This window comes from Limnobacter thiooxidans (genome assembly GCF_036323495.1).
Classification (GTDB): Bacteria; Pseudomonadota; Gammaproteobacteria; order Burkholderiales; family Burkholderiaceae_B; genus Limnobacter; species Limnobacter thiooxidans.
On sequence record NZ_AP028947.1, the window covers coordinates 2089752 to 2105464 of the forward strand.

Annotated in this window: 9 protein-coding genes; 6 read left to right on the forward strand and 3 right to left on the reverse strand. The window is 52.8% G+C overall.

The window, feature by feature from the left end; translation table 11 throughout:
• Positions 1-172 precede the first annotated feature (172 nt).
• Positions 173-2842 carry a phosphoenolpyruvate carboxylase gene (locus RGQ30_RS09560; protein ID WP_130556136.1) on the forward strand — a complete coding sequence of 890 codons (2670 nt, stop codon included), beginning with the start codon at positions 173-175 and terminating at the stop codon, positions 2840-2842.
• Here the strand turns inward: RGQ30_RS09560 and RGQ30_RS09565 are convergent.
• Positions 2839-4338, reverse strand: a complete 1500-nt coding sequence (locus tag RGQ30_RS09565; protein WP_130556135.1) for an amidase — start codon at positions 4336-4338, stop codon at positions 2839-2841. The genes RGQ30_RS09560 and RGQ30_RS09565 overlap by 4 nt on opposite strands.
• A 184-nt stretch (positions 4339-4522) precedes the next feature.
• Between RGQ30_RS09565 and RGQ30_RS09570 the strand changes: the two genes are divergently transcribed.
• Positions 4523-4897 (forward strand): hypothetical protein, encoded by a 375-nt coding sequence (locus RGQ30_RS09570; RefSeq protein ID WP_130556134.1) that lies wholly within the window; start codon positions 4523-4525, stop codon positions 4895-4897.
• Positions 4898-4928: 31 nt separating this feature from the next.
• Here RGQ30_RS09570 and acnB read toward each other — a convergent pair whose 3' ends face one another.
• Together acnB and RGQ30_RS09580 are read right to left on the reverse strand one after the other, a co-directional pair.
• Complete coding sequence (acnB, locus tag RGQ30_RS09575) at positions 4929-7511, reverse strand: bifunctional aconitate hydratase 2/2-methylisocitrate dehydratase (RefSeq protein WP_130556133.1); 2583 nt, start codon at positions 7509-7511, stop codon at positions 4929-4931.
• 224 nt (positions 7512-7735) lie between these two features.
• A complete protein-coding gene (locus RGQ30_RS09580; protein WP_130556132.1) occupies positions 7736-8734 on the reverse strand; it encodes an AraC family transcriptional regulator in 999 nt (332 codons plus the stop codon).
• A gap of 90 nt (positions 8735-8824) precedes the next feature.
• On the opposite strand from RGQ30_RS09580, the gene RGQ30_RS09585 reads away from it, so the two are divergent.
• From RGQ30_RS09585 to acnA, 4 genes are all read left to right on the forward strand, one after another.
• Positions 8825-9796 (forward strand): alpha/beta fold hydrolase, encoded by a 972-nt coding sequence (locus RGQ30_RS09585; protein WP_130556131.1) that lies wholly within the window; start codon positions 8825-8827, stop codon positions 9794-9796.
• 781 nt (positions 9797-10577) lie between these two features.
• Positions 10578-11507: a sterol desaturase family protein gene (locus tag RGQ30_RS09590; RefSeq protein WP_130556129.1), complete on the forward strand. Its 930-nt coding sequence runs from the start codon at positions 10578-10580 to the stop codon at positions 11505-11507.
• A 46-nt stretch (positions 11508-11553) separates the two neighbouring features.
• A complete protein-coding gene (locus RGQ30_RS09595) occupies positions 11554-12795 on the forward strand; it encodes a DUF2863 family protein (protein WP_338284365.1) in 1242 nt (413 codons plus the stop codon).
• Positions 12796-12877: 82 nt separating this feature from the next.
• Complete coding sequence (gene acnA / locus RGQ30_RS09600) at positions 12878-15601, forward strand: aconitate hydratase AcnA (RefSeq protein ID WP_130556127.1); 2724 nt, start codon at positions 12878-12880, stop codon at positions 15599-15601.
• Positions 15602-15713: the final 112 nt, after the last annotated feature.

The following is a 15713-nucleotide window of genomic DNA, read 5'->3' on the forward strand; positions in this document are numbered from 1 at the left end:
CAAGCATGGCAAGGTGTGGTGAAGAATTTAAAGCATCAACGCCACAATGGCCCAGTTCCACAAGCTGGTACAGCCACCCCTCCGTTGAGTCACCCATCCTAGTTACACCCCCTGAGGTTCACTAAGCTCGCAGCTCTCCATTCTGTACCACCATAACAATGAGGAGCAATAAATGCCTGTCAGTGAATCAATTCATTCCAATATCACCCACCTGAGCCTAAGCGAAGGGGCGCTGAGTTTATCAAGTCAAAGTTCTGCTTCACCCGGAATGGAAGACCTACAGCCGGTGCTGCTTGAACTCGCGGTCAAAGGCTTGCCCGAACAGCAAGTGCAGGCTGTGCAAACGCTGCTGATCACTCTGGAGAAAACACCAGATCTGACCACGAACCAGGTCTTTGAACTGACGAGCCGCACCATGCCGGAACTGTTGGCCAAACCCGAGGCGCTGGCCAACGTATTCAAATACCTTAATTGCCGGTTCATGATCAATGAGCAAATGAAATGCACAGTTGAACACCCCGGATTCCAATACAAACATTCCTTGAGGGGCAGCGTTTCTTCACTTTCACGTCTACAGGCCGAGAACAATCCCCTCGAGAGCGGTAGCGAAAGCAGTTTCAGAATATCGCCAGTTCTCACTGCCCACCCTACCCAGCTAAACCGTCCGGAAAGTGCAGACAAACTGTTGAAAGGACTTCCTGCGGTGTTGAGTGGCCAGAAGCCGGTTGGAGAGTTTTGCTCGGAGCTCTGGAATGTGGTTGGACCCAGACCTCAGAAACCAAAGATCAGCGATGAAACACAATGTTTTCGAGCCCCACTCAAACACATGATGGAGGCCAGTGCACGAACCCACAAATTGATTCGCGACGCCATGGTGGATCAAGGCAAGCCTCCAATTCAAAAACCAGTTGTTGAAGCCGGCAACTGGATTTCAGGCGATCGGGATGGTAACCCGACCATTCGACCGGAGGACCTGGAAAATGCATTGAAGCAATCCTGTAGCCTGGCCTTTGAAATTTACAGCAACAAGCTGGAACCTCAGAAAGACAGCAAACCTGACAGCCTACCCAATTTGTTCATCAAGGCTGGGAACAAACAACATTTGAACCAGTTGCGAAACCAAGTTGAAGCCACGCAAAAAAGGCTGCTGCACCATGTTCCGGCAAACACAGGGGAAGCTGGGTTTCGAGACCCTGGCGAGTTCGTAACGCATCTGAAAACCCTGCGCGATGATCTGGACTGGGATGCGCTTGACATCATTGATCAAGATATTTTGGATCGAAAACTCGATCAATTGATGCTGTCTGTAAAAACTTTTGGATTTCATGGTGCGAGCACCGACATTCGACAGAATAGCGAGGTGAACGAACGCACAGTTCACTCCTTGTTGAAAGCAGCCAACCCGAATGCGGATTATTTGTCTCTTCCTGAAGATGACCGCATCAGCCTGCTGAATCAGGTACTGAACGAGCCAGCACCCTTGCACATGGAAGGCTCATTGACCAGCAACCAGCCTGACATTCAATTGGAGCTGGATTTTCTTCACACCTACCAAGGCCTTCGTGAACGTTTTGGGCCACAGGCCCTGCAAAACATTATTACAGCCAACACTGAAACCCCGAGCGACATGCTGGAGGTTTGCTTTCTGCTGAAGTACGCGGGCCTGATTGAGCCGGGCAAACCGAGCATGAATGTGGTGCCCTTGATCGAGACAGTGCCCGATCTGAAAAACGCCAGCCGCCTGTTGAAAAACATGCTGGAGAACACCTGGTACCGTGGAAAACTGGCAGCCGAGGGCGATATTCAACAGGTGATGCTGGGCTACAGCGACAGCATGCGGTCGAACGGCATTACCGCAGCCGCCTGGGAGGTTCACAAGAAAAGCAGCGAGCTCACGGATTTGGCAGCCGAATATGGCGTGAAAATTCATCCTTTTCACGGACGAGGTGGCACGCCGGCTCGAGGTGCGCGGCCCGAAGGTTACAGCAAGGAAATTGCCTATCAGGACGGTGCATCGCTGATGACAGGACTTCGTCAAACCGAGCAGGGTGAAGAAGTCATCAAGAAGTTTGGAACCCGTGCACTGGCGGACAAAAATGTCGCCGAAATGGTGACTGCGACACTGGACACCAGCGCCAGAGGAAGTGACACCCAAATCAGGAAGTTCGCCAAAACCATGGACTGGCTGGCCAACAAAGCGGATCAAACCTATCGGGAACTGTACACCCCGGCACTGGCCAATTTCCTGAAAAGAACCACCCCACTGGAATATGTCGCGCTGAGCAATGCGGGTAGCCGCCCCGCGAGCCGAAGAGCCAATCTGCAAGGGCAGGAATACCTCGACAAACTGCGTGCCATTCCTTATGTGGCGGCATGGAACCAGTCGGGTTCACATGCTGTGGCCTACTATGGGTTGGGGAAAGCCTTGAGTGACTATGTGAACCAGCCCGATGGAAAAGCCACTTTGCGCATGAAAGAGCTGACCCAGATGTACAAGGAATGGCCATTTTTCAAAAACCTCATTGACCGTTCAGCCACTGCCCTTGGAGAGGCCAATATCGAGGTTGCGGGACACTATTCAGCCCTGTCACCAGACACTTCAGCAATTTTTGAAAAAATCAGGGCTGAACACAAACGCACGGAGGACATGATTGGCTTGATCAGCGGAGACAACTTTGAGGTGAAGGAATCCGCTACAGACAGCCTTCGCCTGTTCGCGCATGCCGCCCAAGTAGAACTTCTGCGACGGGCAAACAGATCACCTTCTCAGGCTGACCTGCTGAAAAAGGAATTGGCCATGTCAATTCAAACATTGGCCAATGCCTTGGGGCGATTTGGTTAAATGCCAGCGTGTATGGGCGGACGCTTGTCTGCCCAAGGTTTGGCCTGCTCTAACTGGGCGGCCAGACCCAGCAAAACATTTTCCTCGCCAAACCGGCCGGTGAACATCATGCCAACCGGAATATTCTGTGCATTCCAGTGAAGCGGGACGCTCATTGACGGTTGGCCAGTGACGTTGGCCGGCATGGTTTGCGAACAATACTGATAGACCCGACGCCCAGCCTTCAAAACAAAGTCTTTCTGCTTGGCGATGAACCCAATGGGCAAATAGCTGAGCGCTTTCAGTTCAATCAATTCCTGCGGCGTAGGGCGCAAACCACCTACAGCGATCGGCAATTCACCGAGGGTGCTGGTCAACAGGGCATCGTAGGGTTCAAAAAAGGTCATCCACTGCCGTGAAAACTGCGCCATGGTCCATACCGCATTGGCCACATCGGCACCATTGAAGCTGCGCCCCAATTTCATCAGCGCCCAGGTTCTGGCTTCAAAATCGGAAGGTTTGCTTTTGCGACCCAGAATGCGTTCTCCCTCTTTCAGGGTAGCTGCCATTTCTGAACACACCAGCACGGTGTAGGCGTAAATGAACTCTTCCTTGTTGATGGGTAACTTCACTTCTTCGCAAATGTGGCCCAGGCTTTCCAACAACTTGACGGTTTCAAGCACCCCCTGCCGGCAATCTTCATGCAAGGTCTCGCCCAAGGCGGGGTCAAGCGACCAGGCAATCTTAAGCTTCTTAGGCTTTGCAGCAATGGCACCGGCGTAGCTGCCTGCCGGGGGCGCAATGCGCAACAACTGCCCGGGGTAATTGCCTTGCAGGCAATCCAGCATGTGCGCGGAATCGCGAACGGTGCGCGAGACCACATGCTCGGCGATGAAACCGAACCAGCCATCAGGGTGATCAGGGCCCGAAGGTACCCTTCCCCTTGTGGGCTTCAGTCCAAACAAACCTGTGCAGGAAGCAGGCACTCGAATCGAGCCACCACCGTCACTGGCACTGGCCATGGGTACGATACCCGCAGCAACTGCGGCCGAAGCACCGCCGCTGGACCCCCCAGGGCTGCGCAATGGATCCCAAGGGTTGCGACAAGGCCCAGTCAGTTCCGGCTCGGTCGAAGGCGTAATACCAAATTCAGGCGTGGCAGTTTTCCCGAATATGTTTAGGCCAGCGCGTTTAAAACGGGCCACGTACTCTGAATCCGCATTGGGTATGTAACCTCTGTAGAAGCGACTGCCGCAACTCATTTCCACGCCGGCGTAACTGGCGATCAAATCCTTCAGCAAAAACGGAACCCCGGCAAACGCTCCTTCCACTGTCTCTTTGGATCGCGCGCGGGCAATGTCGTACATGGGTCGAATGACCGCATTGATACGTGGGTTTATTTTCTCGGTGCGCAAAATACTTTCTTCAAGCAGTTCGGCTGCAGTCACCTGGCCGGCTTTGACCAAATCAGCCAGGCCCAACGCATCATATTGATCGTATTCCTTGAATCCTGTCATTTTTCTGAGCCTCTGTGAATTTGAAATGATTACACCGTATAGGTGAATATATTACCCCACTCAGGTAATACTCACCCCGGGTGAAAACCTGAACAATAGGTCATCAAAACATTTACTCGGCCCTATTGTTTGCATGAAACCAAGTTCACGTCCCTGCGTAGTTTTAAGTGACTACCCCATCAAAATGATGGCATACCAACGCTTCCTGAGCGGCTTGGGTGAGAACGGCGTACTTGCCCTCAGAACTCTGTCAATGGACGACATCACGTTCGGAAACAAGGCAAAACTGGTGGTTTGCGACATGAATGTCATGGAAGAACTCGAGGCAGAGACGTTGGCGCAAATTGAAGAACTGTTTCCCTTGGCCAATATTCTTTTTTTGGAAGAAGACCACAGCGACATGAAAATTCGCTTTGCTGGTCAGAGGGATATATGCCGACTGGGCAAACTGGCTGAGATCAATGTGATTTACTCCACCATCAAGGAACTGCTTTTGCAGTCCAGCCATGCATTAACCTGTCTTACGGACAAACAAGCGAGACAAGCTGAACAAACATGAAAAAAGCCACCCCGCAGGGTGGCTTTTTTTATTACGCAGCCAATACTGCCTTGTTCGCAATGTCCACGAACTCCGGAATCTGGTCGAAGTTCATGTAGCGGTATACGTCGCTGGATACATTGTCCAACAATTTAACCTGCGCCATGTATTCTTCCACGGTCGGGATCTTGCCCATCAATGCACACACTGCCGCCAATTCTGCGGAGCTGAGATACACGCGGGTGTCGATGCCCAAGCGGTTCGGGAAGTTACGTGTTGAAGTTGACACGGCTGTAGAACCCTTGCGGATTTGTGCCTGGTTGCCCATGCACAGTGAACAACCTGGCAATTCCATGCGCGCGCCAGTGCGGCCCAAAATGCCGTAATAGCCTTCTTCGGTCAGGATGTGCTGGTCCATCTTGGTGGGAGGCGCAATCCACAAACGTGTTGGAATGTCGCTCTTGCCTTCCAGAACCTTGCCTGCTGCGCGGAAGTGACCAATGTTGGTCATGCAGGAACCGATGAACACTTCATCAATCTTGTCGCCGGCCACTTCACTCAGGAACTTCACATCATCGGGGTCGTTCGGGCAGGCCAGAATGGGTTCCTTGATGTCGGCCAGATCGATTTCAATGACTGCTGCGTATTCTGCGTCTGCGTCGCCTTTCAACAACTCAGGGTTGGCAATCCACGCTTCCATGGCCTTGATGCGGCGTGTCAAGGTGCGCACGTCCTGGTAACCCTGCGCAATCATCCACTTCATCAAAGTGATGTTGGAACGCATGTATTCAATGATGGGTTCCTTGTCCAGGTGCACGGTACAACCGGCAGCAGAACGCTCTGCAGACGCGTCTGACAATTCAAAAGCCTGTTCAACTTTCAGTTGCGGCAGACCTTCGATTTCCAGAATGCGGCCAGAGAAAATGTTCTTCTTGCCTTTCTTTTCAACAGTCAGCATGCCGGCACGGATTGCGTACAGGGGAATTGCATTGACCAGGTCACGCAATGTCACGCCAGGCTGCATTTCGCCTTTGAAGCGAACCAGCACAGATTCGGGCATGTCCAGAGGCATAACACCTGTGGCGGCGGCAAAGGCCACCAAACCGGAACCAGCCGGGAAAGAAATACCGATCGGGAAACGTGTGTGTGAATCGCCACCAGTGCCCACGGTGTCGGGCATCAACAGACGGTTCAACCAGCTGTGGATCACGCCATCACCGGGACGCAGGGCAACGCCACCGCGGTTCTCAATGAAGTCGGGCAGTTCGTGGTGCATTTTCACGTCGACTGGCTTGGGGTAAGCAGCGGTGTGGCAGAAAGACTGCATGACCAGGTCAGCAGAGAAACCCAGGCAGGCCAGGTCTTTCAATTCGTCACGAGTCATTGGGCCAGTGGTGTCTTGCGAACCCACAGTGGTCATCCTGGGTTCACAGTAAGTACCAGGGCGAACACCGTCAACGCCACAGGCCTTGCCAACCATTTTCTGGGCCAGGCTGTATCCGCGAGTGGAAGCTGCTTGTGAAGATGGGCGACGGAACACGGGCGATGGGCCATGGCCCAATTCAGCGCGGGCACGGTCTGTCAAACCACGACCGATGATCAATGGAATACGGCCACCGGCGCGTACTTCGTCGAACAACACGTCGGTTTTAACACTGAACTCGGCAATCACAACGCCGTTTTTCAGGGCCTTGCCTTCGAAGGGGCGCAGTTCAATTTCGTCGCCCATGTCCATCTGGCTGACATCCAGTTCGATTGGCAATGCGCCTGCATCTTCCATGGTGTTGAAGAAAATCGGCGCAATCTTGTTGCCCAGGCAATAACCACCAAAACGCTTGTTCGGAATGAAGGGGATGTCATCGCCTGTGAACCACAACACGCTGTTGGTGGCTGATTTGCGGGAAGAACCTGTACCGACCACGTCGCCAACGTAAGCGATCTGATTGCCCTTGGCGATCAGTGCCTGCAATTGCTTGATGGGGCCAACCTTGCCTGGCTCGTCTGCTTCAATGCCGGGGCGCGGGTTTTTCAACATGGCCAATGCGTGCAATGGAATATCGGGGCGGCTCCAGGCGTCAGGTGCTGGTGACAGGTCGTCGGTGTTGGTTTCACCAGTGACCTTGAATACAGTCAACTTGATGCTTGTTGGCACTTCAGGACGGCTTGTGAACCACTCGGCATCGGCCCAGCTTTGCATCACTTTCTTGGCAGTCGCGCTGCCCTTGTCGGCCAGGTCTTTCACGTCGTGGAAATAATCGAACATCAGCAGTGTTTTGGACAATGCTTCGGCAGCGATTTCGCCTACTTCAGCGTCATTCAATGCGTCGATCATTGGCTTGATGTTGAAACCACCCAGCATGGTGCCCAGCAGGAAGGTGGCCTTCTTGCGGTCAATCAACTTGCAGCTGTCGGAGCCATTGACGATGGCAGCCAAAAATGCGGACTTTACTTTCGCGGCGTCATCAACGCCAGCAGGCACGCGGTTGGTGATCAGGTCAAGCAGGAATTCTTCTTCGCCTGCGGGCGGGTTTTTCAGCAACAAAACCAGATCAGCGGTTTGCTGGGCAGACAAAGGCAATGGTGGAATGCCCAACGCTGCGCGCTCGGCAACGTGTTGGCGATAGGACTCAAGCATGAGATCTCCCTTAGATGGGTGAGGGTCAATAGAAACTGGTTGATTTTGAGGCAGTTCGTGAAAGCACACAAGTGCTGCAATGCAAAAAACAGTGAAGTTTCAAACCTGTTTTAAAAACACTGCGCGTGGGTGCAAAACAGCCCATCAGTCTTATATATGATATAGGACTTTCCCCTGTTGTTAAAGGGGATTTTGCTGAATAGGTGGGGTTTTAGAAGGTGCAATCAATTTGCCTGCTGGTACTTCGCTGGACTAGAGCCTGTGACCCGCTTGAACGCATGTGTAAAGGCGCTTTGGTCGTTGTAGGCCAGCAAATTGGCAATGTCTGCCAAACTCAAATTGCCTGCATTCAGGCAGCTCTTGGCCATCTCCACACGCACGCTTTCAAGTTCATGGCGAAAGCTGCTGCCTTGCTCTTGCAGACGTCGTTGCAAGCTTCGGCCGCTGGTGCACAGACGACGTGCCACCTCATCCAGATTGGGCAAGCCGGCTGATATGGATTCCTGCAAGGCCTTCTGCAAGCCGGGAATTGTTTCCTCGCCAGCCTTGACTTGGGACAATAACAATTGCGCTTGCTGATCCAGCATGGTGCGCATGACCGAGTCAGCCGATTTCAAAGGCGCGTCTAGCAAGGTAACCGGCCAAACCACCTCGGTAACTTGTTGGTTGAAATGAACATCACAACCAAAAAACGCCCTGAAATCTTCCTTGTTGCCTGGTTCAGCGTTGATGAACTGAACCTTGAGAGGATCCACAGGAACAGCAACCAGATGGCGTGTGAAAGCCACGAGCACACCAATAGCCACTGAATCAACCCAATGACCCGGCTTGCCGCGCTCGGCCCCCCACTGCAGAAGCAATTGGTCTTCACTGAAATTCACTTGCAGAGAATTCACGCTGTACACCAGATTTTCAAATTGCTGCAAACGGGCAAAAGCTTCACCCAGATTATTGCAGCAACTTGCGACATAGCCGAGCAAACCCATATTGGCTGGGCGGACATGCGCAGCCAGCTTCAGGGGCATGGCAGGGTCCTCAAGCTGTTGATAAGTCCAATCCAGCATGGCCTGCCACTGCAACACATTGACCCGGTTCAAATCACCCGCAGCAGGACGTGCAAATGGCAGGCGCTGTGACACATCTGGACGAGCATGATCAAGCCAGTCGAACAGCAAATTGACATAGCTGGCAGAAACATGACCGGAATTAGAGAGAGCGTTCATTATTTGACAACAGGTATTGTCAGAAGAGTTTTTCCTGCTCTATGCTAGCGCGTAATCAATTCACCCACACACTCTTGTCCCAATCGCATCATGAAAAAAAATTCAAATCCGCTACGTCGCCTCCCTGCCCTTGTGGCCACAGCAGCTTTACTTACCCTGAGTGGCTGCGGCTACAAACAGCCCGAAGGAGAAATTCAGGGCGCTGCTGGCTTTGCCATTGCTGCCGAGCGGGCAATTTCTGGACTGCAACGCAAAGTGGTTCAAATCGACGGTTTTGTGGTGCCTTATCTGCAAGGTGGCAAAGGTGAACCCCTGGTGCTGATTCACGGTTTTGGCGGCTCGAAAGACAACTTCAACCGTGTGGCGTATTACCTGACGAATCATTACACCGTATACGCCATTGATGTGCCGGGCTTCGGTGCATCCACCCGGGACCTCGACGCAGATTATGTAATCAACACCCAAATTGATCGTGTGCACGAAATCATCGAAAAACTGGGTCTGAAACAGCCACATATTGGCGGTAATTCCATGGGTGGCTGGATCAGCGGCGCCTATGCAGCCAAGTACCCGGACGATGTGGCGTCCATCTGGTTTCTGGCTCCAGCGGGTTTGCTGGAATCCAGGAAATCTGAAGTGATTCAACAATTCGAGAAAACCGGCGAGATCGTTTTGACCGCCAGCAACCGCGAAGAATTTGAAAAAATTGTGGATGTAGTGATGTTCAAGCGCCCTGCTTTTGCGCCGGGATTTGTCGTGGAAGCAATGGCCGCCCGCGCCGCGGCAGACCAGACCTTGCACCAGAGAATCTATAAAGACTTCAAGTCTGTACCTTCCGACCTGGCCACTGCCCTGTCTAAATCAAATTACAAAGGGCCAGCTTTGATTGTTTGGGGCAAGGAAGATCGTGTGTTGCACGTGGATGGTGCCGCTGAATTGAAAACGGCCATGCCTGGGTTTGACGTGATTCTGATGGATCAGGTTGGGCATGTCCCGATGATGGAAAAGCCTGAGCAGGTCGCGGCGGATTACGTGAAATGGCGGGAAGCGATTGCCAAGTAAGGTACTGAACTGTGTTTGATCATGCGGTTTGTTGATGCTCACAGTACGTGTCGCGTCATCCCGCCTTGGCGGGCTTTTATCCCTTCTCGATTGCTGGCTCGGGGCATGCGAAATGCCAAAGGCATGTTCGCATCGCTTCCTTGCGGAATCGCCCCTCGCTGCGCATCAAGCGGGAGGCCCACCTGAATCGACAGAATGATCGCAAAATCGCACAGTGAGCCAAAACCGCTGGCGACGCGCCAAGTCCGCAGCAGCTTGATCAAAGCCAGTCCCTCATGCAAGCTCACAGCAGTCGGCGAACAACAGAACCCACGTTGGCACGTCACAGTTATCTTCGCGCGAGAAGCCTTGCCAATTTCACTTGGTCCCGACATTCAAGGCCCGCCCGCCGTTCTCCACCTAGCAATGGATTAGACGCGAAGCGGCTCCGCAAGACGCGTTAGCGTTTGCGGTATCCATTGCAAGGTGGAAAAGGAACGGCCACCGTCCCGAACTTGCACGTGGGGCGGGACTGTCGGGACAAGTGACATGGCACGGCTTCGAAGTGCGAAGCGGGGCTATCGGCATAAGTGATATGGCGAGGCGTTGAAGCGCGAAGCGCAACAGCATGGCAAGGCAAGGCTTCGAAGTGCGATGCAACGCTGTCGAAACGAGTAAAAGGGTGGAATTGACCTTGTTTTTTGGCGCGATTTCACAAAAAAATAGGCTTGAACTCACAATATTTCTTGCGAAAACACCCGCACAATCCAAACATCAAAAAAACCAACACGCGGAGACACGCATGGAACAGTTGATCAATCAGGCAATGCCCACTTTCAACCTCCTGTTCGGCCCCAACCCGGACTGGAAGCAGGTTTTTCTTACCCTGCTAACCCCTTTGTTTCTGGGTGCCACTTTGGTGGAATACCTTCATCTGAAGAAGGTAGGTAAATCTTTCTTCTTCAAGAAAAATGAGGTTGTCACCAACATGCTGCTCGGTGGTAGCTACCAAGCCATGGAGTTGGTGTGGTTTGCCTTGTTTGTATCGGCTTTCATGGAATGGATTTACACATTCCGCATTGCAACCATTGAGGTCACCCCCCTAAGCTTCGCGGCCCTGCTGTTCGGCATCGAGTTTTGTTACTACTGGTTTCACCGCGGCAGCCACCGCGTGCGTTGGTTCTGGTGTGCGCATGTCGTACACCACAGTGGTGAAAACATGACCACCACCACGGCCATGCGGCAAAGCCTTTTCTATGCTGTGAACCTGCATCAGATTTTCTGGGCGCCCATGCTGATCATTGGTTTTCCGGTTTGGGCAGTTTTGCTGGCTTACGGAATGAATCTGGGTTATCAATACTTCGTACACACCCAGGCAGTCGACAAATTTCCGAAGTGGTTTGAATTCATTTTCAACACACCCAGTCATCACCGCGTTCACCATGGGAGAAACGACGAATACATCGACAAGAACTACGGTGGCGTGTTGATCATCTGGGATCGACTCTTTGGAACATTCGAACCTGAAGTTGCACCGGTTGAATACGGCATTGTGCGACAACCCAAAACCAACAACATCTGGACACTCAACACCCACGAATGGCGAGACATGTTCAGTGATGCCCTCAAACCTGGGCCGATGTTGCAACGCCTCAAACACATCTGGGCACCACCCGAGTGGGTCAGACCAGACCTGATGGATCAGTCCAACCTGCGCGACAAAATAAATTAGACAAACTTCTCGTACTACAATGGGTAGACCACCACAAGGACTACCCATGCGCAGAAAACCACTCAACACCGCCTCACGATCCAAATTGTCCAAGTACGCCAAGCCTTTGGCGAATCTGGCCATTTTGCTTGCAGACGCTGGAAGCCGGCTTGAGCGACGGTTTTGGAAAAAGAAGTTGTTTGCAGCGCTGGCCCCCATGCTGGAGGGCCGCAGCGACACCACGCTGATGCAAACACTTGACCACCTGTACAGCACAAACTACCGCGCCTACGATGAACTGGCCTTTGCCATTGAAAACACGGTGGAGAGCCCCGAACTGGGTCAGGAAGAAGATATTCTGCTGCTGGCTGCACCTGTTTTGGCTTGGTCAACCTACAACATTCCTTCCGGGAAAATTGAAGAGGCCACGGTTGCTGAATTCACCGCTTTGCTTCAGAAAAATGTGCTGTCAGACCATGCTCACCTGGTGCTCACCAACATGCTGTTCAGCCCGGATCAACTGCCCGAAAGTTACACCGCAGCGGCGGAACTTGCACGACAACTGGGACAAGCCGCGATTGACCGAGTGAAGGTCAGGATTGACACCGAGAACTTGCCAGCCACTCAAAGCTTTTTAAGCGATGTGCGCTACCTGATCGGCGCAGTCTCTGTCCCTGCCGGCCAACCTGCGTTCAAATGGCAAGTGGAAGCACACAGCAACGGCACCCTGCTGAGCAAGGAAGAGGTATTAACCAATTGGCGCCTCACTGGTGGCCAAGCCTTGCAGACCATCATGCCCGGCTGTCTGCTTGAGCTGATGCTGCCCAATGGACTTTACAATGCTTGCCGCGAAGCTGAAAAGGAAGCACGCGCCTATTCAGTACGTGCGTCAGCAGCCTTCCTTGAAACTGCGCTTGATGTTCCCACACAGAAGATCCATGCCAGCGTGGGCGCTTTTGTAGACCGCGGTGAAATTGAAGAATATCGAATTGGCTTTTCAGTTGAAGGCAACGCAGACATTGTGCATGGCGTGGTTTGGCCACTCATCGGTGAGGAGTATGGCAACGAACCCGACCCCGTCTATGAAAAAGACATTGAAAGCGAACCCGACAACCCGGTCATTCGATCCAAAATCGAGGCATTGCTCAAGGAAGTGGGCATTCGCCAAATCAAGGTTCTAGAAGAGAGATTCCCGCTGGAATATTGCGAGGATTGCGGCTCCCCACTCTATCCCAACCCGGAAGGCGAGCTGATGCACGCCGAGCTACCGGAAGACTCTGAATTGCCCAACAGCATGCACTTGCATTGAGGGCTCGGTAGACACCACTACCACTGGTTTTGCAATACGGTGCCGAAATTCTTCGGCACCTTCACGTAAGGGAGAAACAGGTATGTCAACCCTGAAACATCAGACACTCAGCACCTTCACTACAACCACGGGCGCAACTGGTCAGTTTTACAGCTTGCCCAAGCTGGCCGAACTAGGTTTTCCCAACCTGAACCGCCTGCCCGTTTCCATTCGAATCGTGCTTGAATCGGTTCTGCGCAATTGCGACGGAAAGAAGGTCACTGAAGATCACATTCGAGATCTGGCCAACTGGCAGGCGCAATCCAAACGCACCAGCGAAATCCCGTTCATAGTCGCTCGAGTCGTATTGCAAGACTTCACGGGTGTGCCCCTGCTAGCAGACCTCGCCGCCATGCGAAATGTGGCGCGCGACATGGGACAAGATCCAAAGAAAATTGAGCCCTTGGTTCCTGTAGACCTGGTCGTGGATCACTCGGTCATGATTGACCACTACGGCACCCCCGAAGCACTGGTGCAAAACATGGAAATCGAGTTTCAGCGCAACGGCGAGCGCTACCAATTCATGAAGTGGGGCATGCAGGCCTTTGACACGTTCAAGGTGATTCCTCCCGGGATCGGCATCGTGCACCAAGTGAATCTAGAGTATCTGTTTCGTGGCTTGCGCAGTGCTGCAAAGCCAGGCCAGGAAAATGAACAAACCGTGTTCTATCCTGACACCCTGGTGGGCACTGACAGCCACACCACCATGATCAACGGTGTGGGTGTTGTGGGCTGGGGCGTAGGTGGCATTGAGGCAGAAGCCGGCATGCTGGGCCAACCGGTTTATTTTCTGACCCCCGATGTGGTGGGTGTCGAACTGAGCAATGCATTGAGGGAAGGCATCACCGCCACCGACCTGGTACTGGCAATTACTGAACTTCTTCGCAAGAAAAAAGTGGTTGGCAAATTTGTTGAGTTTTGTGGACCCGGTGCAGAAAGTCTTTCTGTGACCGACCGCGCCACGTTGGCGAACATGGCACCTGAATACGGTGCCACTATGGGCTTTTTCCCGCCTGATTCGAAAACGGTTGAATTCATGCGCAAAACCGCGCGCGGTGGCGTTGAAGCAGACCGCTTTGAAGCCTACTTCAAGGCGCAGGGCCTGCTGGGTATGCCAGATCCCAGCTCGATCGACTATTCGGAAACCGTAACACTTGATCTGGACACCGTGGAGCCTTCATTGGCCGGACCAAAACGCCCGCAAGACCGGGTGTTGCTAAAAGACATGAAAAAGCAGTTCGATCACCTGTTTTCAGAGCCCATGACCGCCAATGGGTTTGGGAAGGACTCGGCCCAACTGGAAACTCGTTATCCAACTGGCTTGGACAAGATTGACATTGGTCACGGGGATGTACTGCTGGCAGCCATTACAAGCTGCACCAACACATCCAACCCTGGCGTGATGCTGGCCGCAGGCTTGCTGGCCAAGAAGGCTGTCGAGAAAGGCCTGCGTGTCAAACCGCACATCAAGACCTCAATTGGCCCGGGTTCCCGCGTGGTGGGTGAATATTTGCTCAAAACCAACTTGCAACAGTATCTGGACAAGCTTGGCTTCAATGTTGCTGCGTATGGCTGCACCACGTGCATTGGCAACTCGGGCGACCTGCTGCCCGAGATCAACGAAACGATATTGAAAAATGATTTGATTGGATGTTCGGTGCTGTCCGGAAACCGAAATTTTGAAGCCCGAATTCATCCCAACCTGAAAGCAAACTTTTTGGCCTCGCCTCCCTTGGTAGTCGCGTTTGCATTGAGCGGCCGGGTCGACATGGACATGACCAGCGAACCCATTGGCACGGGAAATGATGGAACGCCCGTTTTCTTGCGCGACATCTGGCCAAGCAATGAAGAAATCAATGCCCTGCTTCCAATCGCCAACGACTCTGCGGTGTTCACCAGGTTGTACAGCAACTTCACTGACGGACATGACCTGTGGAACCAGGTGCCCGCACCTGAAGGCGATGTCTACACCTGGCCCGAATCCACTTACATTGCAAAGCCTCCCTTCTTTGACAACTTTGCAATGCAGCCCAGCAACGTAGAAGCCATAAAGGGCGCCAAGCCATTGCTGATTCTGGGTGACTCCGTGACAACAGACCATATTTCACCTGCGGGATCGTTCAAACCTACAACACCTGCGGGAAAATACCTGACACGTCATGGTGTTGAACTGAAAGATTTCAACAGCTATGGATCCAGACGCGGCAATCACGATGTGATGGTTCGCGGCACCTTTGCCAACGTACGCGTAAAGAACCTGATGATTCCACCCGACTCCAGTGGCAACCGGATTGAGGGCGGATTCACCATCAAAGACAGAGAACAAGCGACTGTATTTGCAGCTGCCATGGAATACATCGAGCAAGGCATTCCAACAATTGTGTTGGCGGGTGAAGAATATGGCACGGGCTCATCCCGTGACTGGGCTGCCAAGGGTACGCAATTGCTGGGTATCAAAGTGGTCGTGGCACGCAGCTATGAACGCATACACCGAAGCAATTTGGTGGGCATGGGTGTGTTGCCACTGCAGTTCATGGGCGATGATTCGGTACAAACGCTTCGGCTCGACGGCAGTGAAACCTACGATGTCATCGGACTGAAAGAAGACACCGAACCGCAGGCCGAATTGACCTTGCGAATTACACGGGCGAATGGTGATGTGGAAGATGTGAAGGTATTGAGCCGCATCGACACACCAATTGAGGTGGAATATTACAGGCATCGCGGAATTCTACCGTTTGTGTTGCGAGAGCTGTTGGCGAACTAGAGGCTGATTTGCGCAGCTTGTTGATGCTCGCGGTGCTGCGGTTTGTTGATTCTCGTGGTGCGTGTCGCGTCAATGTGGTTTGTTGATACTCACCGTGCGTGTCGCGTCATCC

Bases quoted from the DNA above. Each gene is read 5' to 3' on its own strand.
- RGQ30_RS09590 (WP_130556129.1), top strand. From the start codon at position 10,578: ATGGAACAGTTGATCAATCAGGCAATGCCCACTTTCAACCTCCTGTTC.
- RGQ30_RS09580 (WP_130556132.1), bottom strand. From the start codon at position 8,734: ATGAACGCTCTCTCTAATTCCGGTCATGTTTCTGCCAGCTATGTCAAT.
- acnA (WP_130556127.1), top strand. From the start codon at position 12,878: ATGTCAACCCTGAAACATCAGACACTCAGCACCTTCACTACAACCACG.
- RGQ30_RS09585 (WP_130556131.1), top strand. From the start codon at position 8,825: ATGAAAAAAAATTCAAATCCGCTACGTCGCCTCCCTGCCCTTGTGGCC.
- RGQ30_RS09565 (WP_130556135.1), bottom strand. From the start codon at position 4,338: ATGACAGGATTCAAGGAATACGATCAATATGATGCGTTGGGCCTGGCT.
- RGQ30_RS09560 (WP_130556136.1), top strand. From the start codon at position 173: ATGCCTGTCAGTGAATCAATTCATTCCAATATCACCCACCTGAGCCTA.
- RGQ30_RS09595 (WP_338284365.1), top strand. From the start codon at position 11,554: ATGCGCAGAAAACCACTCAACACCGCCTCACGATCCAAATTGTCCAAG.
- acnB (WP_130556133.1), bottom strand. From the start codon at position 7,511: ATGCTTGAGTCCTATCGCCAACACGTTGCCGAGCGCGCAGCGTTGGGC.
- RGQ30_RS09570 (WP_130556134.1), top strand. From the start codon at position 4,523: ATGATGGCATACCAACGCTTCCTGAGCGGCTTGGGTGAGAACGGCGTA.